Source organism: Pseudomonas sp. CYM-20-01, from assembly GCF_023169845.1.
GTDB lineage: Bacteria > Pseudomonadota > Gammaproteobacteria > Pseudomonadales > Pseudomonadaceae > Aquipseudomonas > Aquipseudomonas azotoformans.
The window spans coordinates 1,730,635-1,755,705 of the sequence record NZ_AP025169.1 but is presented as its reverse complement, the minus strand read 5'-3'; the positions used below and the strand labels follow the sequence as shown (position 1 = coordinate 1,755,705).

Below are 25,071 nucleotides of genomic sequence, written 5' to 3'. Positions count from 1 at the left end.
GACGGGAAACGGTCATTGGAGCTTATAATCGCCGGTTTGCAAAACAGCCGGCCTCTCTGCCCGCCGCCTACCGGATCCCGTCATGTTACGAATCACCGAACTCAAGCTGCCCATCGACCATCCCGAAGAAGACCTGCGGCCTGCCATCGTGCAGCGCCTGGGCATCGCCAGTGATGACCTGCTCGATTTCACCCTGTTCAAACGCAGCTACGATGCGCGCAAGAAGTCGTCGGAGCTGTGCTTCATCTACACCATCGACTTGAACGTAGAGGGCGAAGCCGCCCTGCTGCTCAAGTTTGCCGATGACCGCAACGTCAACCCGGCGCCGGATGTCAGCTACAAGGTCGTAGGCCATGCACCGCAAGGCCTGACCGAACGCCCGATCGTCGTCGGCTTTGGCCCGTGCGGGATCTTCGCCGGGCTGTTGCTGGCCCAGATGGGCTTCAAGCCGATCATCCTCGAGCGTGGCAAGGAAGTGCGCCAGCGCACCAAGGACACCTGGGGCCTGTGGCGCAAAAGCGTGCTCAACCCCGAGTCCAACGTGCAGTTCGGTGAAGGCGGCGCCGGGACCTTTTCCGACGGCAAGCTGTACAGCCAGATCAAGGACCCGAAATTCCACGGCCGCAAAGTGCTGCACGAGTTCGTCAAGGCCGGTGCGCCGGAAGAAATCCTCTACGTCAGCAAACCGCATATCGGTACGTTCCGCCTGACCGGCGTGGTGGAAAACATGCGCGAGCAGATCATCGCCCTGGGCGGTGAGGTGCGCTTCGAGCAACGAGTGACCGATGTGCTGATCGAAGACGGCCAGTTGAACGGTGTCGTCATCGATGGCGGCGAGCAGATCCTCTCCAAACACGTGATCCTGGCCCTGGGGCACAGTGCCCGCGATACGTTCCGCATGCTCCACTCCCGTGGCGTGTACATGGAAGCCAAACCGTTCTCGGTAGGGTTCCGTATCGAACACCCGCAATCACTGATCGACGCCGCGCGCCTGGGCAAATACGCCGGCCACCCGAAACTCGGTGCCGCCGACTACAAGCTGGTGCACCATGCCAAGAACGGCCGCTCGGTCTACAGCTTCTGCATGTGCCCAGGCGGCACCGTGGTGGCGGCGACTTCCGAGCCGAACCGCGTGGTCACCAACGGCATGAGCCAATACTCGCGCAACGAGCGCAACGCCAACTCCGGCATCGTGGTCGGCATCACCCCAGAGGTGGATTACCCAGGCGGCCCGTTGGCGGGTATCGAGTTGCAGGAACGCCTGGAGTCCCACGCCTATATCCTCGGCGGCAGCAACTACGAAGCCCCGGCACAGTTGGTGGGCGATTTCATCGCCGGCAAGCCTTCCACCGTGATGGGTAGCGTGGAGCCTTCCTACAAACCAGGCGTGTCTCTTGGCGATTTGGCCCTGGCCTTGCCGGACTTCGCCATCGAAGCGATCCGTGAAGCGTTGCCAGCGTTCGAGAAGCAGATCAAGGGCTACTCGTTGCACGACGCGGTGTTGACGGGCATCGAGACGCGCACCTCATCACCGTTGCGGATCACCCGGAACGAATCGATGCAGAGTTTGAACGTGAAAGGACTGTTCCCCGCCGGTGAAGGTGCTGGTTATGCCGGTGGGATTCTGTCGGCGGGCGTGGATGGGATTCGGATTGCCGAGGCGTTGGCTCGGGATATGTTGGGCCTGGAAGCCTGACACATTGCCTTGCCGGCGATGGCGTCTTCAAGATCGCCATCGCCGGCAAGCCGGGCTCCTACAAGGTTAAATGTTTGCGCGCAGGATGCTGTCCGGCAACGGCTCGCCCTGTTCGACACTGGCTGCAACAGCCGCAATCAAACCGTCCAACGCATAGCCCTGCCCCGCCAGCCAGGCCTGGTCGTAATAGGTTGTGGCATACCGCTCATCTCCATCACACAAAATCGCCACGATCGATCCCGACTCTCCTGCCGCCTTCATCTGCTGCGCCGCCACCAGGGCGCCAATCAGGTTAGTCCCGCTGGAACCACCAACCCGTCGTCCCAGCCGTTCAGCCAGGTAATGCATGGCCGCCAACGACAGCGCGTCCGGCACCTTGACCATCGCATCGATGACCTTGGGCAAAAACGACGCCTCGACCCGTGGTCGGCCAATGCCTTCAATCCGCGAACCACAGTCCAGACGCAAGCTGGCATCACCACTCTGGTAGAAATCAAAGAACACCGAACGCTCGGCATCGGCACACAACACGCGGGTGCAATGCTGGCGATAGCGCACATAACGACCGAGGGTGGCGGTGGTGCCGCCGGTGCCAGGGCTGGAGATCAGCCAACTCGGCTCCGGATGCTGCTCGAAACGCATCTGCTGGAAGATCGACTCGGCGATGTTGTTGTTCGCCCGCCAGTCAGTGGCGCGTTCGGCGTAGGTGAACTGGTCCATGAAATGACCACCGCTTTCTCGCGCCAGGCGTTCTGATTCGGCGTAGATCTGCGTCGGATCCTGTACCAGGTGGCTCTTGCCGCCGTAGAAGGCAATCTGTGCGATTTTTTCCTGGGACGTGGTAGCCGGCATTACCGCAATAAACGGCAAACCCAGCAGTCGGGCAAAGTAGGCCTCGGAAATCGCCGTCGAGCCGCTGGACGCTTCGATCACCGGCGCGCCAGGTTTGAGCCAGCCATTACACAATGCGTACAGGAACAACGAGCGGGCCAGCCGATGCTTCAGGCTGCCGGTGGGATGGCTGGACTCGTCCTTGAAGTACAACTCGATGCCTGGCAAGCCTGGTAGCGGCAAGGGAATCAGGTGCGTGTCGGCGCTGCGCTGGAAGTCTGCTTCAATGATACGAATGGCTTCGCGGGCCCAGGGACGGTGGTCGCTCATGGAGAGTTTCTCTGAAGGTGTCAGCCCTGATTTTAGGGGGTTTCCTACAGACCACACAGATACAGTACCGACGCAATCGGACACACAATTGCTAGGCTTAGCCGCAACATCACCCCAGCCAGCCTCTTATAACAAATAAGAATATAACTTTTGTTTTAACAACTAACGGTACGGGTTAGGGTACCCACCTATTGAACCTGGATTGGAGAGCATCCCTTGCCTCTGCGTAGCACTTTCACCCGTTTCTTCCAGCTGGAAGCCGCCAGCGGTCTGTTGTTGATCGCGGCTGCGGCCTTGGCGCTGATCATCAACAATTCACCTTTGTCGCACCTGTACAGCGCGTTTCTCGATGTACCGGTGGTGGCGCAGATCGGCGCGCTGAAAATTGCCAAGCCCGCCCTGCTGTGGATCAACGATGGCCTGATGGCCCTGTTCTTCCTGCTGATCGGCCTGGAGGTCAAGCGCGAGCTGCTCGACGGCCACCTGTCCAAGCCCTCGCAAGTGGTACTGCCCGGCGCAGCCGCCATCGGCGGCATGGTGGTGCCGGCGCTGATCTACTGGGCGATCAACAAGGACTACCCTGCGGCGCTTTCCGGCTGGGCGATTCCCATGGCCACCGACATTGCCTTCGCCCTCGGCGTGCTGGCCCTGCTGGGCAAGCGCGTGCCGGTGTCGCTGAAGCTGTTCCTGATGACCCTGGCGATCATTGACGACCTCGGTGCAATCATCGTGATTGCCGTGTTCTATTCCGCCGATTTGTCCGGTGCCGCCCTGGCGGGTGCGGGCGCCTGCCTGATTGCGTTGATCGCGATGAACCGCCTGGGCGTGATCAAGCTCGGGCCGTACCTGATCGTCGGGCTGATCCTGTGGGTATGCGTGCTCAAGAGCGGCGTACACGCGACGCTGGCCGGTGTGACATTGGCGTTCTGCATCCCGATGCGCACCAAAAACGCCGAGCCCTCGCCGCTGCTCACGCTGGAGCATGCCCTGCACCCGTGGGTGGCTTACGGCATCCTGCCGTTGTTCGCTTTTGCCAACGCTGGCGTGTCCCTGACCGGCGTGAGCCTGGAAAGCTTCACCCACCACGTGCCCATGGGTATCGCCGCGGGCCTGCTGATCGGCAAGACCATCGGTGTGTTCGGCCTTACCTGGCTGGCCATCAAGACTGGCCTGGCCGCCCTGCCCAGCGGGGCGAACTGGGGCCAGGTGTTTGGCGTGGCGATCCTGTGCGGTATCGGCTTTACCATGAGCCTGTTCGTTGGCTCGCTGGCATTCGTACCGGGGGCCAGTGAGTTTGCCGGGGAAGACCGGATGGGGATTTTGACCGGGTCGATATTGGCGGCGTGTATTGGGTATGCGGTGACGGCAATGGCGAGTCGTAAAAAGGCCGCACCTCAGGTTTGAATTTGACAGCCTCGAAAACCAAAAACCCCAACCAGTCACCCGGTTGGGGTTTTGTATTTCTACACCCGACGTTTAGCGAGTAACGCGGCTGGTACCGTCAACGGTCATGATGCGTACGCGGTCGCCGATGCGGAAGATTTCATTTTCCTGCACAGCCTGCACGTAGGCACGCATGCTGCCGTCGTCTTCGCGGACAGTGATTTCCACACCCTGGGTGCGGGTCAGGCCTTCTTCGGTGGCAGAGCCCAGCAGGCCGCCGGCGACGGCGCCGATCACGGCGGTCACGATGCTGCCACGGCCACCGCCGATGGCACTGCCGCCAACACCGCCGATGACTGCACCTGCAGCGCCGCCGATTGGGGTCTTGGTGCCTTCGATTTTCACCGGACGCAGGGATTCGATGGTACCCATGCGCACGGTCTGGACACGACGCGCCTCGTCACGGGAGTACGAGTCGCCGGTCAGACTCGAGGCGCAGCCACCCAGCAGCAAAGACAGGGTGGTAAAGCAGGCAACCAGTAAAACAGACTTACGCATAGCATCAACTCCAAAGGACAGGTGGTCATTAAACGCTGCAGCTTGACGCCTGTCACGGCAAGCACCGCAGAAAATTGCTTTCATTCAGCCTTAGTACAGACTGCCCACACCAGAAAAACAGACGAACGGTAGCGCTGTTCTCTCAACCGGGATCTTCATGGATTACTTCATCATTGTAGTCACAACCCTTGCGGGACTGTATTTCCATGGCTGGTTGTACCTGCGCATCAGACGTTGGATAGACCGTGACCTGGCCCTGTCGCTGGCAGGTAATGACCTGCACAAGTGCACCTTCATGCTGCAACAGCTGGAAAAGGCTCGCAGCTTGAAAATCAAACGGTCCGACTTGCCTCACTGGCTGAAGACCGCGGCGCAGCAGTACACGCCCGACGCCTCTTCAATAGAGACGTCGGGGTGACAGGCATCATTCAAGCGGAGTGACGAAAGGTGCAGCTCAGGGTGCCAGGCGTTCGCGGGTCCAGTCGGCCCCTTGCAGGCGATAGTTCAGGCGGTCATGCAAGCGGCTGGCACGGCCCTGCCAGAACTCGATGCGTTCGGGTAACAGGCGATAGCCACCCCAGTGCTCCGGGCAGTCAGGCTGGGTATCGCTGAAACGCTGCTCGGTAGCCTTGAGCAGGTCCTGCAGCTCTTCCCGGTCACGGATGACCTGGCTTTGCGGAGACGCCCATGCCCCCAGGCGGCTGCCCAAGGGACGAACCTGGTAATAAGCATCCGACTCTTCAGGCGTGACCTTCACCACCCGACCCTCAATGCGCACTTGGCGCTCCAGGGTCGGCCAGAAAAACGTCATGGCTGCAAACGGCCGCGCCGCAAGCTGTTGGCCCTTGGCGCTCTGATAATTGGTGAAGAAGGTAAAGCCCTGCGCATCCAGGCCCTTGAGCAACAGGATGCGGCAGTGCGGGCGACCGTCCTGGTCGGCCGTGGCCAAGGTCATGGCATTGGCCTCCACCGGTGGCTGCTCGGTTTTCACCGCGTCGGCAAACCACTGGTGGAACAAGGCAAACGGCTCGCTCGGGGCCTGGGCCTCGCTCAAGCCATCCCGTGTGTAGTCACGGCGCATATCGGCCAGTGCCTGGGTCATGCAGCTTTATCCTTCTGGTTCAGCGGATCAGTTTTTCGCCTGGTCGTTTGCCGGTGCAGCGGCCTTGGCTTTGGCGGGTGCCGCTTTTTTCGCCGCTGGCTTGGCCGGGGCTTTCTTGGCCGCTGGCTTGGCAGCCGCTTTCTTGGCGGTCGAAGCTTTCTTGGCCGGGGCCTTGGCGGCTGGAGCCGGGGCTGGAACGTCCTGCACCGCAACCATTTCGGCGACAGGCGGGGTTTTACCCGACTGATACTTGCTCAGCAGCGCCAGCATGGTGGTGCGCTGGGTGAACATGATTTCCATGCGACGGTTCAGGGCGCGGCCCTGGCTGCTGTCGTTGGCCGCACGTGGCATCAGGTCGCCCATGCCGCGCAGCATCAGACGGTCTTGCTTCAAGCCGCTGAGGCTGAAGATCGAGGCGATGGACTGTGCACGCTCCTTGGTCAGCGCCTGGCTGGCCGGGGCGGTGCCGGTGGCATCGACGTGGCCCAGTACCAGCACGGCAGTCTTCGGATCGGCTTCAACCGCCTTGGCAACCCGGGTGAACGGACCGAGGGTGACCGGCAGCAGCATGGCCGGGCGTTTCGGGTTGTAGGAACCATCAACCGGGGCAATCACCACAAGGACGTTATCGCGACGCTCGAGTTGCAGGTTGCTGTCCTTGATGGCCGCGCGCAGACGCGGCTCATAGTCGTCCAGCCAGGCTTGGGTGATTTTCGGGTCGGGCATCGGCACGTTGGTCACGTCGACCTTGGCCAATGGTTTGGGTTTGCTTTCGAACGGCCACCACCAATGGGTTTCGGTGTCGGTCTTGGCAACCGCTGGTGCAGGTTCTGCGGCCTTGAGGTCGGCTTTCAGGTCGGCCTTGGCATCGGCAGCCTTTTCGTCGGCGGTCTTGGAAGAGAATGGCCACCAGCTGGAACCGGTGTCAGCCTTGGCGGCTGGAGCCGGGGTTGGCGCAGCAGCCGCAGCGGCTACCGGTGCGGCAGGCTTGGCGCCGGCAGCCGGCTTGGCGTCCGGTTTAGCCTCCGGCTTGGCATCGGCTTGGGTCACTGCGTCCTTGGTCGTGGCCTTATCGGATCCAAATGACCACCAATGCCCGCCCTCGGCATCATTTTGTGGAGTTTGTGCGCAACCGGTAATAGTGAGGCATAGCGCAAGAGCCAAGGACTTGTTCGATAACATGAGATATCCACAAAATGAGAAAAAACCAGGGATCTAAATGATCCGTTAAACAGACGCTTGTAGATGAATAAAGTTACGACTATTCCTACAGCGTCTTCTTATAGTTGCCTTTGTAACAAAAAAACGTGAAACAGCAAGGGGTTTACAGACAACCGGCCAATATTCTGACCAACTTCTGTGCCCGCGGGTCCATAAGTACATAAGGTCCGAGTGTATTAGTCACGAAACCGAACGCTACATCATGTTCAGGATCGGCAAACCCCACCGAACCGCCAGCGCCCGGATGCCCGAACGCACGTGGGCCAAGGCCGAAGGTGGCATTGGCCAACTGCGGCTGATCCAACATGCAGCCGAGGCCGAAACGGGTTTGTGTCAATAATGTTTTATCCGGGCCGATGCTGTGCTCGCGGGTCAATTGTTCGAGCATGTCGGCCTCCAGCAAACTACCGTCCAACAATCCACTATAAAAACCCGCCAGGCTGCGCGCATTGCCGTGACCATTTGCCGCCGGCTGCTGCATACGGCGCCATTCGGGTTTATTAGTGCTGGTCAGAATAGACGGTGGATTGGCAAATGCACGGGTGGTCATGGCCGTCGGTTCGCGCATCATTACTTGCAGTAAACGTTGCGCGGCTTCATCGCCCATATTGCCTTTGCTGCGCGCTATATGGGCCACGCGATAAAACTCTTCGTCCGCCAGGCCCACATGGAAGTCCAAGCCCAATGGCCGTGCGACCCGCGCCACGATGGACTCTCCCGGCCCGCGACCATCGGCACGCCGCAGCAATTCACCGACCAGCCAGCCGTAGGTGATCGCCTCGTAGCCATGGCCCTGGCCCGGCGTCCACCAAGGGGCTTCTGCCGCCAGGGTATCGACCATCAATTGCCAGTCGTACAGGGCTTCGGTGGGTAGCATCTCGCGGATCGCCGGCAACCCGGCCTGGTGGCACAGCAACTGGCGCAGGGTGATGGCTTCTTTCCCAGCGGCGGCGAATTCCGGCCAGTCATTGGCGACCGGCGCATCCAGTTGCAATTTGCCTTCGGCCACCAATTGCAGGGCTGTGACGGCGGTGAAGGTCTTGGTACAGGAGAACAGGTTGACGATGGTGTCGCTGTGCCAGGCCTCGGCGCCGTCCTTGTCGGCGGTGCCGGCCCACAGGTCGACGACCGTTTCGCCGCCGATCTGGATGCAGAGCCCGGCACCACGCTCCTGCGGGTCATCGAACAACGCGGCGAACGCTTCCCGTACCGCTTCGAACTGGAGTTCGTAATGACCCTGGATCTGCACCTGAGCGCCCTCGGAAAACATCGAAAAAAGTGGCCGACATTGTTCCAGCCCTGGTGGGTTTTGTGAACCCGTCAGCGCTCAATCAATGACCATTCCCGGAGTGCCCGCCTGCATGCCCGGCGCCCTGCCCCGGGCCTTTGCCTTCATGCCCGGCCCTGCCACCTTCGCTTTCACGCACGGCGCCTGCCGCTTTGGCCTTTTGCGCCTCCTTGCCCAGTTGGTCGACGGCTGCCAGGTTGCTTTTGCGCACGCTGTCGACAAAACCCTGGAACGGTACGTCGGTAATCCCGACCAGGCCAAAGTGGCCATTCTCACCGTCCAGCAGACGCCCGGTCACCGGCTGGTCCAGGTACTGGAACCAGTGCACGCCGACAATCGACGGCTCGGCCATGGCCTGCTTGAGGAAGTTGGCATACGCCGCGCCGCGATCTTCTTCCCTGGCCAACTGCGTCACGCCGCCCCAGAACGGCCCACGGTCGGCCGAGCCGAAGTTGAATTCGGTGATCAGCACCGGCTTGTCCAACGCCCGCAACGCGGCGAAGTCGTAACCGTCCTGGGGTTTGAGGGTATACATATTGAAACTCAACACATCGCAATATTGCGCACAGGAGGCCACGGCTTCCGGCGTGCTGACCGCATAACGGCCGCCCAGCAGCAGTTGATGGGGCGCATGCCATTTCAACGAGTCGGAAATGGTCTTGAAGTAGGCATCGGCGAAGGTCTTCTGGAAGTATTTGAAGTCCGCCTCGATTTCCGGGTGCTCGGGATTCGGCATCGGCGGTTCGAAGCCCGGGTCCTCCATCAGCTCCCAGCCCTTCAACTCGATGCCCCAGGCTTTCGACAAACCTTCTTCGTTGCGGTACTTGTCGCGCAGTTGCTTGAGGAACGCGCGCTTGGCCGGCACGTCGGTGGTCATGCGCAGCGTGCCGTACGCCAAGGCGTAGCGGGATTTCGGATCATCGCCGGGGCCGGCCCAGGCCAGCTCGTTGTCGGCAAAAAAGCCGATCAACCACGGGTCATCGCGGTGGTCACGGGCGGCAATCGCCACGGCGCGCTCGGTGGCCATGGCGAAGCGCGGGTCGAACGGGTCGGGCATGCCGCCCCACCAGTCAGTGCCGGTGCTGATGCTGGCGTAATCGCCGACGATCGACAGCGGCAAAGTGTAGGGAACCCGGTCAGCGGTGGCCAGACTCTCGTCGCTCCAATTGCCGACGGTGTTGAAACCCCAGGCCTGCAAGCGATCGAGGGTGTGAGTGACCCAGCGTTTCTGGTCGAAGCCATCACCGCCATAGGTGCGCTGCAAGTTGGCGCCGTAAAAGTCATACCAACGCCCGGCACCAAAGCCACGGCCTTCCCCCGCGCCGTTACCGCTGCGGTTGTCGCCGCTGCCGTAGTACTTATCGAACGGTTCGCCGCCCTTGGGCAGCGCGGCGAACATCCACTCACGGCCGGCCACATAGGTCTGGCTGTTGTCCGGGGCCACGGTATTGACGCCCAGGGAGTAGAACGGATGCCCTTCCGGCGTCACCAGGTACCAGCGCCCATCGCGCTTCTCGGTACGGAAAAACCCGCTGGCATCGAATGCCGGGCCTTTGTTCCAGCCGCCGTATTGATCCAAAGCGGATTTATCCCGCGTGGCCAGCCAGCCCTGGAGCTGCTGTTGCTCCTTGGCGGCGGCGGCCTTGAGTTGTTCGTCACTGCTGACCTTTTCCGGCCACCGCGCACGGGTGGATTGACCATAGGCGTCCACCAGCTCGCTGTAGGCCGCCTTCAGCACCGGCTCGCTGTCCTGCACGCCAAAGCGCTCCAGCAGGATGCTTTGGGCGGCATTGGGCTTGAGCATCGACACCGTCACCGACACCACCTGGCTGCGGTCGATTTCGCCTGCACTGCTGGCCAGCAGCACACGCTGGCCGTCCACAGTGATCGGCATCGGTGGGCCGGCCTTCATGCCCTGGCTCAGCGGCGAGTTGGCCTGCAGAGGAACCAGCAAGGTCTGGGCCGGGCCGGCCGGCAGGTCGATGCGGCTGACCAGGGTCTTGCCATCCGCGCTCTGCACCTTGACGTAGAGGGTCAATGCCCAGTCCATCGCACTCTGGATACGCAGGCTCATGGCACCCGACTGGGACCAGTCCCAGGTGCCGGTCTGCGGGCTCAGCACCAGGCTCGGTTCGGCGGCCGGGTTGAATGTGATGCGGCGCAGCACTTCGCCCTCAGGGGTTTGTTCGGCGTTGTATTGCGGCAGGCTGGCGTCCAGGGTCGCCACCTTGACCACATCGGCAGGCCGGACGAAGTTGAACAAAGTCTGTTGCCCAGCGGGCGCGGCCATCAAGGGCGCGGCAAACAGCAGGGCAAAAACGGCGGGCAGCGTGCGAATCATACGAACAAGGTTCTCCCAGACGGCCGATGAATGGCCTGATGAAATACAGTGAGATAGACCACGAAGTGGGCGAAAACGCCCACAGTGGCTTAAGAAATTTCGCGCCTGAACGGCGGCAAGGCATTCAGGATGGCCTTGCCATAACGCTGGGTGACCAAACGGCGGTCGAGCAAGGTGATGGTGCCCCGGTCCTCTTCGGTACGCAGCAAGCGACCGCAAGCCTGGACCAACTTCAAGGAAGCATCCGGCACCGAGATCTCCATGAACGGGTTACCGCCCCGCGCCTCGATCCACTCGGCCAGGGCCGCCTCGACCGGATCGTCCGGCACCGAGAACGGGATCTTGGCGATCACCACGTGTTCGCAGTAGGCACCCGGCAAGTCCACGCCTTCGGCGAAGCTGGCCAGGCCGAACAGCACGCTGGAGTCGCCGCCGTCTACACGCGCCTTGTGTTTGTTCAGGGTCTCCTGCTTGGACAGGTTGCCCTGAATGAACACTTGCTTGCGCCAGTCACGGTCGAGGCCATCGAACACGTCCTGCATCTGTTTGCGTGACGAGAACAGCACCAGCGTTCCGCGCGAACCTTCGACCAACTCCGGCAGGTCACGGATGATGGCGGCGGTGTGCGCCGCTGCGTCCCGTGGGTCGGCCTTGAGGTCCGGCACCCGCAGCACGCCCGCATCGGCGTGATGGAACGGGCTTGGCACCACGGCGGTGACAGCCTTTTTCGGCAGGCCGGCGCGCATGCGGAAGCGGTCGAAGGTGCCCAGGGCGGTCAGCGTGGCGGAGGTCACCAGGCAGCCATAGGCCACGTTCCACAGGTTGCGGCGCAGCATTTCGGCGGCCAGGATCGGGCTGGCGTTGACCTCGATATCGAACAGCGCACCGCTTTCCGACAGGGTCAGCCAGCGCGCCATGGGCGGGTTGTCTTCCGGGTCTTCGACGGTGAAGGCGGTCCACAGCTCCCAGTTGCCCTGGGAACGGGACAGCAGGCTGCCGAACAGCGGGTACCACTCCTCGGCCTGGTTGCTGGCGATGCCGATGTTGACCTCGCCGTCCATGCCTTCCTTGAGCAAATCCGTGAGACGGGTGAACAGGTCAGTCAGGCGTGAAAAGCCCTTCTTCAGCTCGATGCCCATTTCGCGCATATGCTCGGGGATCAGGCCGCCGACAAAACGATGGCGGGGACGCTCACGCCCCTCCACATCCTCACCGGGCTTGAAGTCGGCGACCTGCTCGCAGGCACTGAACATGAATTGCTGCTGGGTCTTGATCTCCCGCGCCAGCTCCGGCACCTGTTCGATCAGCTTGCCCAGGTCGCCCGGCAGCGGGTGCTGGGCCAGCAATTTGGTGAGGTTCTTCGCGGTGGTTTCGAGCCAGTCGGCGGTGGAGCGCAGGCGCGTGTAATGGGCGAAATGGCCGATGGCCTTGTCGGGCAGATGGTGGCCTTCGTCAAACACATAAAGGGTGTCGCGCGGGTCCGGCAACACCGCACCGCCGCCCAGGGCCAGGTCGGCCAGCACCATGTCGTGGTTGGTGACGATCACATCGACCTTGCCCATGCCTTCGCGGGCCTTGTAGAAGGCGCACTGGCCGAAGTTGGGGCAATGACGGTTGGTGCATTGGCTGTGGTCGGTGGTCAGGCGTGCCCAGTCGGAATCTTCGAGGGCGGTGGGCCAGCTGTCGCGGTCACCGTCCCATTTATTGCCGGCCAGTTTCTCAATCATGCTGGTAAACAGCTTCTGGCTGGCCTCATCGACTTCGATCTTGAAGCCTTCTTCTTCGAACAGCTGGGCAGTGGCAGTTTGCGCGTGACCTTCCTGCAACAGCACATCGAGCTTGGACAGGCACATGTAGCGGCCACGCCCCTTGGCCAGGGCGAAGGTGAAGTTCAGGCCGCTGTTGCGCATCAGGTCGGGCAGGTCTTTGTAGACGATCTGCTCCTGCAGGGCGACAGTGGCGGTGGCAATCACCAGGCGCTTGCCGGCGGCCTTGGCGGTCGGGATCGCGGCCAGGCTGTAGGCCACGGTCTTGCCGGTACCGGTACCGGCCTCGACGGCCACGACCGCGGGCTCACCCTCGCGGCGACCTTCGTCGTCGGTGTCGATATCCCCGAGGACCTTGGCCACTTCGGCGATCATCAGGCGTTGGCCGTAGCGCGGTTTCAAGCTCTTGGCTTCGAGAAAACGCGAATAGGCACCCTGGATCGTGGTTTTGAGTTCAGTGCTGATCATGGATAGTCGGGCGCAAAAAACGCTGGATAAATTTTCAGTGGTTCGGATCGGCGGCTATCATACCCCGCTAATGAATCCCGCGCAGAACGGAGTACCACAATGACCGCGTTTAGCCTCGCTTACACCCTGCATGTATTGGCCGCCCTGATATGGGTCGGCGGTATGTTTTTCGCCTGGATGATCCTGCGCCCCGCCGCTGTGGCGGCACTTGAAGGCCCTGCCCGGCTCAAGCTGTGGGTAAATGTGTTTCAACGTTTTTTCGTGTGGGTGTGGATCGCCGTGGCGGTTTTGCCGATCAGCGGCATTGGTCTGCTGCACTTGCGCTTCAACGGGTTTGAGACGGCACCGCGTTATGTGCAGGTGATGATGGGCCTGTATCTGGTGATGACGGCGTTGTTTATCCGCATCCAGGCGCTGAAGTTGCCGGAACTGCGCAAGGCAGTGGCGGCTGAGGATTGGCCGGCGGGCGCAGCAGCGCTGGGGCAGATTCGCCGGTTGGTGGGGATCAACTTGATTGTAGGGTTGGTGGTGGTGGCGATTGCTTCGGCTCGGCCGATGTTCTGAGGCGATAGATATATCGCCATCGGGGGCAAGCCCCCTCCCACAGTTGGAATGCATTCCAATTGTGGGAGGGGGCTTGCCCCCGATGGCGTCAGAGCAAGCAATTCAAAGCCGCTGGATGGTCACAGTCCCCGCAGGCCCTGCCGGCCCCGGCTGCCCTTCCAAGCCTGGACGGCCTTTCTCGCCGCCATCGGCGCGATACACCAGGCAGCCTTTGGACTGGCCGCCCTTGCCAGGCTTGCCCGCCGTACCGGCCAACCCACCGGGACCGCCGTCGACCCAAACCTTGATATGGTCAGCCGGGAAATCCTGCGGCAACTCGACCCGTACCTGCGCGCCCGACGCCCCCGGCAAGCCATCGCCGCCGTTATCACCATTGGCGCCACGACCGGCCGAGCCCCAGGTGCAACCCGGATCCACGCCATTGGCACCGTCCAGCCCGGCATAACCTTGGGCACCGGCGCCGCCACGGGCATCCACCGAGAGTTCTTCTGCCGCCAGGGAATTGATGCGCAGGGTCAGGTCACGCCCGGCCTTGGCTGGTTTTTCGTGGGTGCCGGGAGCGCCGCGGGAGGTGATCTGGCTGCCGTGATCCAACTGCGCATGATGCACCTGCAATTGCAGCGCGGTGTTGCCGGGAACAATGGCGATACGGGCGTCGCGGCCCAGGCGCAACTCATCCACGCTGACCTGGCTGATGTTGGCGGGGATCAGCAAGGTGCCGTAGTCCGCCACCTCCAGGCGCTCCAATTGCAACACGCTGGTGCTGTTGGGCAGGCGCATCAACGAGTTGGGTTCAACACTGACGCTCTGGGCCAGGGCAACGGGGCTGACCAACAGGGCCAACAGAAAAACCTTACGCATCATGGAGCTCCCCTGAATTTTTTCAAAAAATATTTCTAGTTTTTCTTTGGACGCACAGTAACGACTTCCGCAGGCGCTTTGCCAGTGAAGGATCAAAAAAGTTAATAAAGGGGAGGATCGGCAGTATTGCCCCTGTGGGATTCCACAGGGGCAAGGGCCGTCAGCGGTTGATCTGGATTTCCGTACGACGGTTCAAGGCACGGCCTTCAGCGGTTTTGTTGTCGGCTACCGGATGGCTCTCGCCTGCACCGGTCACCGATACAAAGCTGCTGCGCGGCACACCGGACTTGATCAGGTACTCGACCACCGAATGCGCGCGTCTTTCCGAGAGTTTCTGGTTGTAGGCGTCTTTACCGACGCTGTCGGTGTGACCGCTGACCCGTAGTTGAGCGCCTGGGGCTTCCTGTTTCAGGCGGGTAGCGACGGTGTCCAGCTTGGCGGTATCCGCCGCCGTCAACATGGCTGAGTCGAACTGGAAGTGCACGTCACGGATCACAATGGTTTCTTCCTTGACCACCACCACTTCCTCAACCACAGCCGGCGGCGGCGCGGGTGGGCAGCCATTGGCATCCACCTGCACGCCTTTTGGCGTGCCTGGGCATTTGTCACGGCTGTCCGGCACACCGTCGCCGTCCTCGTCACCGTCGCCATGCACCCAGCAATAGGCGCCGGCCATACCGCCGACCAACAACGCGCCGTAGCCCGCATAGGCCGAGCTTTCAGTGGCACCGATCGCCGCACCGGTCACACCGCCAACGGCGGCACAGGTGGGCCAATCGGTTTTTTGCAAACCTGCGCAACCTGTCAATACTCCGGTTAGCAGAACCAAGGGTAGAGCTGTCCGCATGATGCTCATTGAGTTTCTCCTGAGGGGATCGGCGGGGGCCGATGAGTGGAGTAAAGACGGCTCTTTTCATCTGCGCCACTACGCCGCGCCCCCGTATTCATTGAGGATCATCGCCCTCGTAGGACTTTTCGCCACCGCCCGCTCTAGGCCCGCACGCTCAGCCGCGCTAGTCTCTACGGTCCTGATGTGAGGATCTCTGATGACCGCCGGTATTTCTGACCGTACACCCCAGCAGGCCCTGGCCGCCTTGCTCGACTTGCACCAGCCCAAACGCCTGTTGCTGTTGGGCGCCAGCCAGTTCCCGGCGCTGGAAGCTTTTCAAGCAGCACACCCCGGCACCCAGGTTGCTCTTGCCCCACCCGGCCCACTGCCGGCGGAGCTGGCGGCGCAGCGTTTTGACCTGGCGCTGGTGGTGGACTGCCTGGAGCACCTGTCAAAACCGCAAGGCCTGACCCTGCTGGGCGGCATCCGCAACCTCAACGCCAGCCGTATTGCGGTGCTGGTGGACCTTGGGGCCTGCGACTGGAAGGCCACCGACTTCTTCTCCCTGGCCCTGCAGGCCGGCGAGCGTTTCCAGCGCGACGAGCAGGTGCTGACGCTGTTTACCTACGATCTGCTTGACTATAAACAAGTGCCGGACTGGCTCAACGCCCGCTTCTGGGCGAACCCGGAAAACTTCGGAAAGTATTGGTGGTAACCCGATGAGTACATCCATTTGCCCCTGCGGCAGTGGCAACCTGCTGGATGCCTGCTGCGGCCATTATCACGCCGGGCACCCGGCGCCCTGCGCAACCGCGTTGATGCGCTCGCGCTACAGCGCCTACGTACTCGGCCTGGTGGACTATCTGGTTGCCACCACGCTGCCCGCGCAACAGCCCGGCCTGGACCGTGCCGCCATTGCGGCCTGGAGTGCCCAGAGCACCTGGCTCGGCCTTGAAGTAGAAAGCTCCGAGGTGTTCGGCGGCCAGCCGGAACACGCGTTCGTGACCTTCACCGCGCGCTGGCATGACAGCACCGGTGAACATAGCCACCGCGAGCAGTCCTCTTTCGTACAGAATGACGGGCGCTGGTACTTCATCGACCCGACCGTGGAAGTGAAGGCCGGACGCAACGATGCCTGCCTGTGCGGCAGTGGGCAAAAATTCAAGAAGTGTTGTTCCAGCTATCTCTAACCACCACAGGACTCACGCCATGCTCCGAATCTACAGCTTGATGCTGGCGTTAACCCTTGGCCTGACCGGCTGCGCGTCGTGGTTCGAAGACGACGCGCCGCCGCCCCACGTCTCCCTGGTAAAGGTCGAAGTGGTACGGGCCAAGCTGCTGGAGCAGAAATTCAAGCTGTACTTTCGCGTGGACAACCGCGACGACGCCGACCTGACCGTGCGGGGCCTGATCTACAAGGTGACGCTGGATGACTTTGTGCTCACCGAGGGCGAGTCCAACGAATGGCTCACGGTGCCGCCACGCGGCCATGCCTTTTTCAAGGTGTCGGTGCGCACCAACCTCTGGCCGCAGATCCGCGATGTGGTGCAGATGCTGAAAAAACCCGACCGCCCCGTGCCCTATCGCCTCGAAGGCGAGCTGAAAACCGGATTATTCATCGGTTATGACGTGCAGGTGAACCACAATGGCGAGATAATCCCCGGCGATTTTATTCCGGAGCGACATCGATGACTCAGCAACCCCATGTCCATGGTCCTGACTGCAACCACGATCACGATCACCATGATCACGACCACGGCCATGTCCACGGCCCGAACTGCGGCCACGCTCACCAGGAGCCGGTGCGCAATGCCCTGAAGGACGTGGGTCGCAACGATCCTTGCCCGTGCGGCAGCGAGAAGAAATTCAAGAAGTGCCACGGGGCGTAAAGCCACGCTGAAGATTTAAATGTGGGAGGGGGCTTGCCCCCGATAGCGGTATACCAGTCTCCTATTCAGCGCCTGACAGCCAGCAATCGGGGGCAAGTCGAATCGTCGCACCGCCCCTCCCACATTCAGTTGCGTTCCACATTCAGGATTTGCGTTGAAACACCAGTTCCACCTCAAGGCCTCCGCCTTCCCGATTGCGCAATTCCAATCGCCCGCCATGCGCCTTGGCGATGCTGCGGGCAATGCTCAATCCCAAGCCATACCCGCCGGTCTCGGCATTACGCGAACCTTCCACCCGATAGAACGGTTCCATTACTTGCTCCAACTGTTCCTGGGGAATCCCCGGCCCTCGATCGCAGATGACGATCTTCAAGCTGTCCGCCTTGTCCTCGACCCGCACCACCACATCACGGCCATACCGCACGGCGTTCTCCATCAGGTTCTGCACGCAACGTTTAAGGCTGCGGGCATACCCGGGCAATGGCTGCTTCGCCCGGCCCTCAATCACCACCTGTTCGCCAACGTCCTGTAGGTCCGCCTGCAGGCTTTGCAGCAAGGCGTTGATATCGATGTTCTGTCGCGTCTCGTTGATTTCGCCGCTGCTCACAAAATCCAACGTGCTGGAGACCATGTGCTCCATTTCTTCCAGGTCGCTGCGAAAACGCTCTTTGGTGCGAGTGTCCTCAAGCATCTCGGTGCGCAGACGCAGCCGTGTGATCGGTGACCTCAAGTCGTGGGAAATGGCCGCAAGAAATCGCGTGCGCTCGGCAATATTGGCGATCAGCCGCTGCTGCATGGCATTGAACGCCTGGGCGGCGCGGCGCACTTCGGTGGGGCCGTCCACCGACAATGGCGGACGCTGGATGTCCCGGCCCAGCGCTTCGGCCGCCTTGGCCAGCGCATTGAGCGGGCGGATGGCCAGGCGCACCGCCACCAGAGCGATCAGCACCAGCACCAACACCCGCAGCAAATAAATGCGCATGACGTAATCGAACAAAAGGTCCAACGGTGAGGTGCTGGTCCAGCCCTGTTCCTCACTGGCATCCACCTGCAACCAACGACCGTCGGGCAGGCGCAGGTCGATCAAAAATTGCCCCACCACCGGCTTGGAGCCGAGCAGGGTCGACAGCCCGGCGGTCTGCCCATCGCCATCGACCAAAGCCAAGCGCAACAGGATCAGGCTCTGGGCATAACCGGTTTTTTCCGACAGCACCTTCTTGATCAGCCGTTCGGTCGGGCGGTCGCTGTCGTGCAGGGTGCTCGGGGTGTTGCTGGCCTGATCACTGAGGCTCAGGCGGAAGTTCGGCGTGTCGAGCAGTTTGATCAGCACATCTGCCTGCTGCGGATCGCTGTGCACCAGGCGCACCACGTCCGCCAGGCGCGTGGCGATCAACCGCGCGGGAATTTCCAGCACCTGCCCGTGGCGCCGGTCGTACCAGATGCTGCTGGTCAGGGCCTGCGCCGCAAGCATGCCGCTGACCAGGATCAGCACCAACCGCCCGAACAGCGAACGCGGCAGCAGTCTCACGATTGCAGCACCACGTCATCGGCAGTGAGCATGTAGCCCTCGTTGCGCACGGTCTTGATCAACCCTGCCGGCAGTTGCGAGCGCAGGCGGCTGACACACACATCGATGGAGCGGTCGAACGGCGTGCTGTCCTTGTCGAACACGTGGTTGAGCAGAAAATCGCGGCTCAACGGGCGGTTGGGGTGCTGCAACAGCAGGCGCAGCACGCGGTAATCCGAGTTGCCCAGGCTGACCACCACGCCCTCCGGCGACAGCAATTGCCGCGCCCGTGTGTCGAGCTGCCAGCCGGCAAAACGAATGCTCGGCGCTTCATCCAGGCGCGCGCGGTCGGGAAAACTCTGCACCCGGCGCAGCACCACCTTGATCCGTACCAGCAGCTCGCGCGGGTCGAAGGGTTTGGGCAGGTAGTCGTCGGCGCCGATTTCCAGGCCGACGATACGGTCGATCAACGAGCCCTTGGCGGTGAGCATCACCACCGGTGTGTTGGAGTTCACCCGCAGTTCGCGGCACAGGCTCAGGCCGTCTTCGCCGGGCAGCATCAGGTCGAGCACGATCAGATCGATGACATTCAGCGCCAGGCGGCGGCGCATTTCCTTGCCATCGGCGGCGGTGGACACCTGGAAGCCGGCGTCGCTCAGGTAGTCGCAGAGCAGTTGGCGGATTTGCGGGTCGTCATCAACGATCAGCAGGTGGTCTTGCTTGGCCATGGGCAGTCAATCCGAAAAACGATGAAACGCAGCAAATAGCCGAAAGTTCAGCCAGCAGCGCAGGCAAATGTAATGGAATGTTGTAGGAAACCCTAATCACGCATCAGCGATACAAACCCGGGGTATGGCAGGCGGAATCGCTCTTTAGACTACCGAACCTAAATGAGAGTAATTGTAATTTAGACTCGGACGTTACCATGTCATTGCCCCTATCCTTGCCCACGCCTCACCGCCACACGCTGCACACCACCCTGGCCCCGATGTTCGGTTTGCTGGCGGCCGGCGGCGTCGCACCGGTTGCCCTGGCTGACGCCCCAACCGCCACGTCCGGCGATTCGGTGTTGAACCTGCCGGAAATCCAGGTCGACGGCGAAGCCACTTCCACCTTCAAGGTGGACCGCGTCACCTCGGCCAAAATCAGCCAGCCGCTGCTGGACGCACCGCAAAGCGTAACCATCGTGCCGCAACAGGTGCTCAAGGAGCAGAACGCACAGACCTTGCAGGAAGTGTTGCGCAATGTCCCCGGCATTACCTTTATGTCCGGCGAGGGCAACCTGGGCTGGGGCGATCTGTTTTCGATCCGTGGGTTTTCTTCCGAGCAGAGCCTGACCGTCGACGGTGTGCGCGATGCCGGCATGTCCACGCGCACCGACACCTTCAACCTGCAACAGGCCGAAGTGTTCAAGGGCACCGGCTCCATCGAGTCCGGAGTCTCGGCCGTGGGTGGCAGCGTCAACCTGGTCAGCAAGGAAGCGCACCTGGGCGATGCCAACAAAGTCTCGGCCGGGATCGGCACCGATAGCTATCGCCGCCTCACTGCCGACCTGAATAAACAGCTGAATGACACCACTGCCGTGCGTATCAACCTGATGAAGCACTACAACCAGGTGGCCGAGCGCGACGATGTGGACTACGACCGCTGGGGCATCGCTACTTCGTTCGGCTTCGGCCTGGGCACCGACACGCGGTTGTTCATCGACACCTTCTACCAGAAAGACACCAACACCCCGGACGGCGGTGTACCGATCCAGCGCGGTACCAACGGCGACCGCATGCCGGGCGTGAAACGCTCCAACTGGTACGGCGACTCCCGCCTCTATACCCAAGAGAACAAAACCACCTCGCTCACGGCGCGCTTCGAGCATGACTTCGCCTGGAACGACGCCAACCTGCGCAACCAGACGCGCTGGGAACGCAGCGACAACTTCGCCGTGCTCTCGCCGGCGCGCTTCTTCGCCGCCAACGCCAACGGCCAGAAGACCTGCACCGGCACCCGCTGTGCGACCTTGGGTTACACCGGCGTAGGCCCGATCAGCCAAGTGCCCGGCAGTACGGTGAATGCCTACACCGACTACGTGAACAACAGCAACACCGGCTACGGCATCCTGCGCGGCAGCGACTTTGGTTTGTCCAAGCGCTACACCATCCTGGACAACCAGACCGACTTCAATTTCAACCTCACCACCGGCAGCCTGCAGCACGCGGTGGTCAGCGGCCTGGAGTTCTATCACGAGACCTACGGCGGCCTGAAACGCAACGCCGAAGTGCCGGCCGGCAACATGCTGTTTGACATGCACGACCCCAGCCACAGCTTCGCCAGCACCTACGTGACCAAAGGCGAAGGCGACCCGCGCTCGGTGATCGACAACGCCGGTCTCTACCTGGGCGACACCATCACCCTCAACGAGCAGTGGCAAGTGCTCGGCTCGCTGCGCTACGACAACTGGCGTGCCGAAACCCGCCAACGCGGCCAGGCGACGATCAGCAGCACCGATGGTGCGGTCAGCGGTCGGGTCGGCGCGGTGTTCAAGCCGTTGCCCAACGGCAGTATCTACGTGTCTTACAGCGAGGCCGCGCAACCGTCGGCGCTGGGCGCGTCCACCAACAACCAGATCTACGGCGCGGCCAGCACCAGCAATTACAGCCCGGCCAAATCCAAGACCTATGAACTGGGCACCAAGTGGGACATTGCCCACGACAGGCTCAACGTCACGGCGGCGATCTTCCGCACCGAACTGGACAACGCCTGGGAATACCAGGACGGCGAATCCGCCCCGGTACGCGCCCTGCCCGCCAAACGCGTCGACGGCATCGAGCTGGGCCTGCAAGGCAATATCACCCCGCGCTGGACCGCCTACAGCGGTTTCTCGGCCCTCAAGAGCACCCAGACCAAAGGCATCAACAAAGGCGCCGAAGCCAAGAACGTCCCGGACCTGACCGCCAACCTGTGGACCACCTACGCCGTCACCGACGCCCTGAGCCTCAGCTACGGCGAGCAATACGTGGGCCGGCGCCGCTACACCGACAACAAGTACGTCGGCGGTTTGAACAACAACAGCAGCTACGCCAACGGCCCGTCCGGGGTCTACGCGATCTACACCCGCGACCACGAAAAAGCCCCTGGCTACTGGGTGAGCAACCTGGCCGCGCAATACAAGGTGAACAAGGACACCACGGTCAACCTCAACCTCAACAACGTGTTCAACACGTTCTATTACAGCCAGGTCGGCGCGTCCCTCGATGGCTTCCAGCTCTACGGCATTCCGGGCGCCGGGCGCACCCTCACCGCCAGCGTCGACTACGAGTTCTGAACCGTGCTGATCGAGATCCCTGCCTCACAACCCTTTGCGGCGCTGGAGCAATACCTGATGCGCCGCCTTCACCTGGAGTCCCTGCCATGCTGAAACCCCGTAATGTGTTCAAGCTGGGCGTACTGTTCGCCGCGTTGGTTCTTGGCCATGCCGAGACCGCTGCCGCCCATGAAGTCACCGATGTGCTGGGCCGCAAGGTCGAGGTGGCGGACAACGTCAAGCGCGTGGTTCTCGGTGAAGGCCGCTTGATTTCGGCGTTTGCCCTGCTGGACCGCGATGCGCCGTTCCAGCGCATCGTCGGTTGGCAGAACGATTTGAAGCTGCTCGACCAGCACACCTATAACGCCTACGTGGCGAAATTTCCGACGGTCAAAGACATCCCCCTGATCGGCCAGGCGTCGGAACAAAGCGTCAGCGCCGAGGAAATCCTCTCGCTCAAACCCGACCTGGCAGTGTTCAGCATTTCCGGCCACGGCCCGACCGAACACAGCCCGGTCGCCGATGTGCTGGCCAAGGCGGGCATCCCGGTGCTGTTCGTCGACTTTCGCATCAACCCGGTGCAAGGCACCCACACCAGCATGAACGCGCTGGGCCAGGCGCTGGGGCGCGCAGCCCAGGCCAAGGCTTTCCTGGACTTCTATGACCAGCACCTCAAGGTTATCACCGACGCGGTCGCCACCTTGCCGGCCGGCTCGCGTCCGAGCGTGTTCCTCGAACTGCTGGCCGGCGCCTGGCAAGCGCCGGGGCACACCACGGGCAAGAGCGGCATGGGGGAAGTGATCAAGCTGGTGGGCGGGCGCAACATCGCCGCCGATGTGGTGCCGGGGGCACTGGGGGATATCAGCGTGGAGTACGCCTTGAAAGCCGATCCGGATGTGTATGTCGCCACCGGCAACCACAAACCGGGACTGGTCCTGGGTGCCGGCGTGAGCCATGACGAGGCGCGTGAAGCCTTCGACCGCGTATTGGCGCGCCCCGAGTTCGCCAACCTGCGTGCCATCCGCGCAGGCAACGCCCACGGCCTGTGGCATGACTTCTACAACTCGCCGTACAACCTGCTGGCGATTGAATCGTTGGCCAAGTGGGTGCATCCGCAACAGTTCGCCAAGCTGGACCCGCAGGCGACCATGGAGCAGATCAACCAGCAGTTCCTGGGGATGCCGTTGCAGGGTGCCTATTGGGTCGACACGCCTAAATGACCACGCAAACTCTCGACCTCGCCTCAGCCACCCACGGCTATCGCCGCCTGCTCGCGCGGCGTGCCTGGCTATTGGCGCTGCTCGGCACGGCGCTGGTGTGCGCCCTGCTGGTGGACCTGGCCAGCGGCCCGTCCGGCATGGGCCTGCTGGCCTTGCTTGACGGGATTGTGCACCCGTCCCACCTCAGCGCCACCGACCAGGTGATCATCTGGAACGTGCGCCTGCCCTACGCGTTGATGGCGATACTGGTGGGCTGTGCGTTGTCGCTGGCCGGCGCCGAGATGCAGGCGATCTTGAACAACCCACTGGCCAGCCCGTTTACCTTGGGCGTGTCGTCGGCGGCGGCACTGGGGGCATCCCTGGTGATTGTGTTCCCGGTGACGACCCTGTGGGTGTCGGCCAACACGGCGATCTCCCTCTCGGCGTTCATCTTCGCCGCCGCCTCGGTATTTTTGCTGCAAGCCATGTCGCGCCTACGGGGCGCCGGTGTGGAGAGCCTGGTGCTGTTCGGCATCGCCCTGGTGTTCAGTTGCAACGCGGTGGTGGCTTTGTTGCAACTGGTGGCCACCGAAGATGTGCTGCAACAACTGGTGTTCTGGACCCTGGGCAGCGTGACCCGGGCCAACTGGGACAAGCTCGGCATCCTGGCGCTGGTGGTCGCGGTGGTGCTGCCGTTTTCCTTCGCCGCCGCACCGCGCCTGACCTTGCTGCGCATGGGCGAAGACCGCGCGCAAAGCTTCGGCGTGGACGTGAAACGCTTGCGCTTTTTCTCGTTGTTGCGCATCAGCCTGTTGTCGGCCACCGCGGTGGCCTTCGTCGGCACCATCGGCTTTATCGGCCTGGTGGGTCCGCATATCGCGCGGATCCTGGTGGGCGAAGACCAGCGCTTCCTGCTGCCGGCCAGCGCCCTGACCGGCGCGCTGTTGCTGGCGCTGTCGTCGATTGCCAGCAAGCTGATCATGCCGGGTGTGATCGTGCCGGTGGGCATCGTCACCGCGTTGGTGGGCGTGCCGATTTTCGTGGTGCTGGTGTTCAAGCGCGGGAGGCAGTTATGAGCGAAGGGTTAAGCGTACACAACGCCAATGTGAGTTATGGCCGCAGGCAGATCGTGCATGACCTGAGCCTGCCGACCTTGCCCCACGGCAGCCTGACCGCCCTGATCGGCCCCAACGGCGCCGGCAAGTCCACCTTGCTGCGCGCCGTGGCCGGGCTGGAAAAGATGCAAGGCGTCGTAAGCCTGGGTGAACTCGACCTGTCGGCCATGTCCGTGGCCGAGCGCGCCCGGCGCGTGACCTACATGCCGCAGAACCTGCCACCGGGCCTGAGCCTCAGCGTGATGGAAAGTGTAATTGCCGCGCTGCGCGTGGCCAGTGTGGACGGCATTCCATTGTCCAACGACGCCTGCCTGCGCGAAGCCTTTGCAGCGTTGCAACGCATTGGCATCGCGCACCTGGCCGATCAGTGGTTAAGCACGCTGTCGGGCGGTCAACGCCAACTGGTCAGCCTCGCGCAGCTGATTGCACGGCGCCCCCAAGTGATGCTGCTGGACGAACCCACCAGCGCCCTCGACCTCAACTACCAATTGAAAGTCATGGAGTGCGTACGCGACCTGGTGCGCGAACACAACCTGATCGCCGTGGTGGTATTGCACGACATCAACCTTGCCGCACGTTTTGCCGACCATATTGCCGTGCTGCGCCAGGGTCGCTTGTATGCCAGCGGCGCGGCAAACGACGTGCTCAACCCGCTGTTGTTTGCCGAGGTGTATCGCGTGCGGGCGCGCATCGAACGTTGTTCTGAGCAGTCGTTGCAGGTGTTGGTGGATGGCGCTTTCTGATTGGCTTCTAAGGGTATGCATAAATGTTTCATTGAATTTTCGCACGCCCAACATTACCTATACCTACAGGCATCCGCTCAAG

23 protein-coding genes are annotated in these 25,071 nt (G+C 62.0%); 12 read left to right on the top strand and 11 right to left on the bottom strand.

Features of this window, described 5'->3' with window-relative positions; all coding sequences use genetic code 11:
- Positions 1-82: 82 nt before the first annotated feature.
- Positions 83-1,696: an NAD(P)/FAD-dependent oxidoreductase gene (locus M2497_RS07770; protein WP_248486702.1), complete on the top strand. Its 1,614-nt coding sequence runs from the start codon at positions 83-85 to the stop codon at positions 1,694-1,696.
- 66 nt (positions 1,697-1,762) lie between these two features.
- On the opposite strand, the gene M2497_RS07765 is transcribed toward M2497_RS07770, so the two are convergent.
- Complete coding sequence (locus M2497_RS07765) at positions 1,763-2,857, bottom strand: PLP-dependent cysteine synthase family protein (RefSeq protein ID WP_248486700.1); 1,095 nt, start codon at positions 2,855-2,857, stop codon at positions 1,763-1,765.
- A gap of 216 nt (positions 2,858-3,073) precedes the next feature.
- Between M2497_RS07765 and nhaA the strand changes: the two genes are divergently transcribed.
- Entirely contained in the window at positions 3,074-4,261 is a 1,188-nt protein-coding gene (gene nhaA, locus M2497_RS07760; RefSeq protein WP_248486699.1) for a Na+/H+ antiporter NhaA, read from the top strand.
- Positions 4,262-4,333: 72 nt separating this feature from the next.
- Here nhaA and M2497_RS07755 read toward each other — a convergent pair whose 3' ends face one another.
- Entirely contained in the window at positions 4,334-4,798 is a 465-nt protein-coding gene (locus M2497_RS07755; protein WP_003189251.1) for a glycine zipper 2TM domain-containing protein, read from the bottom strand.
- A gap of 157 nt (positions 4,799-4,955) precedes the next feature.
- Between M2497_RS07755 and M2497_RS07750 the strand changes: the two genes are divergently transcribed.
- On the top strand, positions 4,956-5,216 hold the full coding sequence (locus M2497_RS07750) for a hypothetical protein (RefSeq protein ID WP_248486697.1): 261 nt from the start codon (positions 4,956-4,958) through the stop codon (positions 5,214-5,216).
- Positions 5,217-5,252: 36 nt separating this feature from the next.
- On the opposite strand, the gene pdxH is transcribed toward M2497_RS07750, so the two are convergent.
- From pdxH to dinG, 5 genes are all read right to left on the bottom strand, one after another.
- Positions 5,253-5,900 (bottom strand): pyridoxamine 5'-phosphate oxidase, encoded by a 648-nt coding sequence (gene pdxH / locus M2497_RS07745; protein WP_248486695.1) that lies wholly within the window; start codon positions 5,898-5,900, stop codon positions 5,253-5,255.
- 27 nt (positions 5,901-5,927) lie between these two features.
- A complete protein-coding gene (locus tag M2497_RS07740; protein WP_248486693.1) occupies positions 5,928-7,082 on the bottom strand; it encodes an OmpA family protein in 1,155 nt (384 codons plus the stop codon).
- Between the two features lie 142 nt (positions 7,083-7,224).
- Positions 7,225-8,370: a serine hydrolase domain-containing protein gene (locus M2497_RS07735; RefSeq protein WP_248488178.1), complete on the bottom strand. Its 1,146-nt coding sequence runs from the start codon at positions 8,368-8,370 to the stop codon at positions 7,225-7,227.
- 82 nt (positions 8,371-8,452) lie between these two features.
- A complete protein-coding gene (locus M2497_RS07730; protein ID WP_248486691.1) occupies positions 8,453-10,750 on the bottom strand; it encodes a beta-galactosidase in 2,298 nt (765 codons plus the stop codon).
- A gap of 89 nt (positions 10,751-10,839) precedes the next feature.
- Complete coding sequence (dinG, locus tag M2497_RS07725) at positions 10,840-12,984, bottom strand: ATP-dependent DNA helicase DinG (protein ID WP_028619241.1); 2,145 nt, start codon at positions 12,982-12,984, stop codon at positions 10,840-10,842.
- A gap of 99 nt (positions 12,985-13,083) precedes the next feature.
- Here dinG and M2497_RS07720 point away from each other — a divergent pair, with 99 nt between their 5' ends.
- A complete protein-coding gene (locus tag M2497_RS07720) occupies positions 13,084-13,548 on the top strand; it encodes a CopD family protein (RefSeq protein ID WP_248486689.1) in 465 nt (154 codons plus the stop codon).
- Between the two features lie 102 nt (positions 13,549-13,650).
- On the opposite strand, the gene M2497_RS07715 is transcribed toward M2497_RS07720, so the two are convergent.
- Positions 13,651-14,409 (bottom strand): collagen-like protein, encoded by a 759-nt coding sequence (locus M2497_RS07715; protein WP_248488177.1) that lies wholly within the window; start codon positions 14,407-14,409, stop codon positions 13,651-13,653.
- A 160-nt stretch (positions 14,410-14,569) separates the two neighbouring features.
- Positions 14,570-15,265, bottom strand: coding sequence for an OmpA family protein (locus M2497_RS07710; RefSeq protein ID WP_248486687.1), 696 nt, complete (start codon positions 15,263-15,265; stop codon positions 14,570-14,572).
- A 190-nt stretch (positions 15,266-15,455) separates the two neighbouring features.
- Between M2497_RS07710 and M2497_RS07705 the strand changes: the two genes are divergently transcribed.
- The 4 genes from M2497_RS07705 to M2497_RS07690 are packed head-to-tail and all read left to right on the top strand — an operon-like array spanning position 15,456 to position 17,127.
- On the top strand, positions 15,456-15,953 hold the full coding sequence (locus tag M2497_RS07705) for a DUF6231 family protein (RefSeq protein WP_248486685.1): 498 nt from the start codon (positions 15,456-15,458) through the stop codon (positions 15,951-15,953).
- A 4-nt stretch (positions 15,954-15,957) separates the two neighbouring features.
- Positions 15,958-16,428: a YchJ family protein gene (locus M2497_RS07700; RefSeq protein ID WP_071496900.1), complete on the top strand. Its 471-nt coding sequence runs from the start codon at positions 15,958-15,960 to the stop codon at positions 16,426-16,428.
- A 19-nt stretch (positions 16,429-16,447) separates the two neighbouring features.
- Positions 16,448-16,930, top strand: a complete 483-nt coding sequence (locus tag M2497_RS07695) for an LEA type 2 family protein (protein WP_058425251.1) — start codon at positions 16,448-16,450, stop codon at positions 16,928-16,930.
- Positions 16,927-17,127: an SEC-C metal-binding domain-containing protein gene (locus M2497_RS07690; protein WP_003189235.1), complete on the top strand. Its 201-nt coding sequence runs from the start codon at positions 16,927-16,929 to the stop codon at positions 17,125-17,127. Before M2497_RS07695 ends, M2497_RS07690 begins: the two co-directional genes overlap by 4 nt.
- 142 nt (positions 17,128-17,269) lie before the next feature.
- Here M2497_RS07690 and M2497_RS07685 read toward each other — a convergent pair whose 3' ends face one another.
- Together M2497_RS07685 and M2497_RS07680 are read right to left on the bottom strand one after the other, a co-directional pair.
- On the bottom strand, positions 17,270-18,655 hold the full coding sequence (locus M2497_RS07685) for an ATP-binding protein (protein ID WP_248486683.1): 1,386 nt from the start codon (positions 18,653-18,655) through the stop codon (positions 17,270-17,272).
- The gene (locus M2497_RS07680; protein ID WP_248486681.1) at positions 18,652-19,362 is read right to left on the bottom strand and encodes a response regulator; all 711 of its coding nucleotides are present in this window, start codon (positions 19,360-19,362) and stop codon (positions 18,652-18,654) included. The genes M2497_RS07685 and M2497_RS07680 overlap by 4 nt, the downstream gene beginning before the upstream one ends.
- A gap of 197 nt (positions 19,363-19,559) precedes the next feature.
- Here M2497_RS07680 and M2497_RS07675 point away from each other — a divergent pair, with 197 nt between their 5' ends.
- The 4 genes from M2497_RS07675 (at position 19,560) to M2497_RS07660 (ending at position 24,989) form a co-directional block, all read left to right on the top strand.
- Positions 19,560-21,953, top strand: a complete 2,394-nt coding sequence (locus tag M2497_RS07675; protein WP_248486679.1) for a TonB-dependent siderophore receptor — start codon at positions 19,560-19,562, stop codon at positions 21,951-21,953.
- Between the two features lie 86 nt (positions 21,954-22,039).
- Positions 22,040-23,152, top strand: a complete 1,113-nt coding sequence (locus M2497_RS07670; RefSeq protein ID WP_248486677.1) for an ABC transporter substrate-binding protein — start codon at positions 22,040-22,042, stop codon at positions 23,150-23,152.
- Entirely contained in the window at positions 23,149-24,207 is a 1,059-nt protein-coding gene (locus M2497_RS07665) for an iron ABC transporter permease (RefSeq protein WP_248486675.1), read from the top strand. Before M2497_RS07670 ends, M2497_RS07665 begins: the two co-directional genes overlap by 4 nt.
- A complete protein-coding gene (locus tag M2497_RS07660; RefSeq protein ID WP_248486673.1) occupies positions 24,204-24,989 on the top strand; it encodes an ABC transporter ATP-binding protein in 786 nt (261 codons plus the stop codon). Before M2497_RS07665 ends, M2497_RS07660 begins: the two co-directional genes overlap by 4 nt.
- Positions 24,990-25,071 lie beyond the last annotated feature (82 nt).

Coding starts and splice junctions, on each gene's coding strand:
- M2497_RS07770 (WP_248486702.1), top strand. CDS start 83: ATGTTACGAATCACCGAACTCAAGCTGCCCATCGACCATCCCGAAGAA.
- M2497_RS07765 (WP_248486700.1), bottom strand. CDS start 2,857: ATGAGCGACCACCGTCCCTGGGCCCGCGAAGCCATTCGTATCATTGAA.
- M2497_RS07755 (WP_003189251.1), bottom strand. CDS start 4,798: ATGCGTAAGTCTGTTTTACTGGTTGCCTGCTTTACCACCCTGTCTTTG.
- M2497_RS07750 (WP_248486697.1), top strand. CDS start 4,956: ATGGATTACTTCATCATTGTAGTCACAACCCTTGCGGGACTGTATTTC.
- pdxH (WP_248486695.1), bottom strand. CDS start 5,900: ATGACCCAGGCACTGGCCGATATGCGCCGTGACTACACACGGGATGGC.
- M2497_RS07740 (WP_248486693.1), bottom strand. CDS start 7,082: ATGTTATCGAACAAGTCCTTGGCTCTTGCGCTATGCCTCACTATTACC.
- M2497_RS07730 (WP_248486691.1), bottom strand. CDS start 10,750: ATGATTCGCACGCTGCCCGCCGTTTTTGCCCTGCTGTTTGCCGCGCCC.
- dinG (WP_028619241.1), bottom strand. CDS start 12,984: ATGATCAGCACTGAACTCAAAACCACGATCCAGGGTGCCTATTCGCGT.
- M2497_RS07720 (WP_248486689.1), top strand. CDS start 13,084: ATGACCGCGTTTAGCCTCGCTTACACCCTGCATGTATTGGCCGCCCTG.
- M2497_RS07715 (WP_248488177.1), bottom strand. CDS start 14,409: ATGCGTAAGGTTTTTCTGTTGGCCCTGTTGGTCAGCCCCGTTGCCCTG.
- M2497_RS07710 (WP_248486687.1), bottom strand. CDS start 15,265: ATGAGCATCATGCGGACAGCTCTACCCTTGGTTCTGCTAACCGGAGTA.
- M2497_RS07705 (WP_248486685.1), top strand. CDS start 15,456: ATGACCGCCGGTATTTCTGACCGTACACCCCAGCAGGCCCTGGCCGCC.
- M2497_RS07700 (WP_071496900.1), top strand. CDS start 15,958: ATGAGTACATCCATTTGCCCCTGCGGCAGTGGCAACCTGCTGGATGCC.
- M2497_RS07695 (WP_058425251.1), top strand. CDS start 16,448: ATGCTCCGAATCTACAGCTTGATGCTGGCGTTAACCCTTGGCCTGACC.
- M2497_RS07690 (WP_003189235.1), top strand. CDS start 16,927: ATGACTCAGCAACCCCATGTCCATGGTCCTGACTGCAACCACGATCAC.
- M2497_RS07680 (WP_248486681.1), bottom strand. CDS start 19,362: ATGGCCAAGCAAGACCACCTGCTGATCGTTGATGACGACCCGCAAATC.
- M2497_RS07675 (WP_248486679.1), top strand. CDS start 19,560: ATGTCATTGCCCCTATCCTTGCCCACGCCTCACCGCCACACGCTGCAC.
- M2497_RS07670 (WP_248486677.1), top strand. CDS start 22,040: ATGCTGAAACCCCGTAATGTGTTCAAGCTGGGCGTACTGTTCGCCGCG.
- M2497_RS07665 (WP_248486675.1), top strand. CDS start 23,149: ATGACCACGCAAACTCTCGACCTCGCCTCAGCCACCCACGGCTATCGC.
- M2497_RS07660 (WP_248486673.1), top strand. CDS start 24,204: ATGAGCGAAGGGTTAAGCGTACACAACGCCAATGTGAGTTATGGCCGC.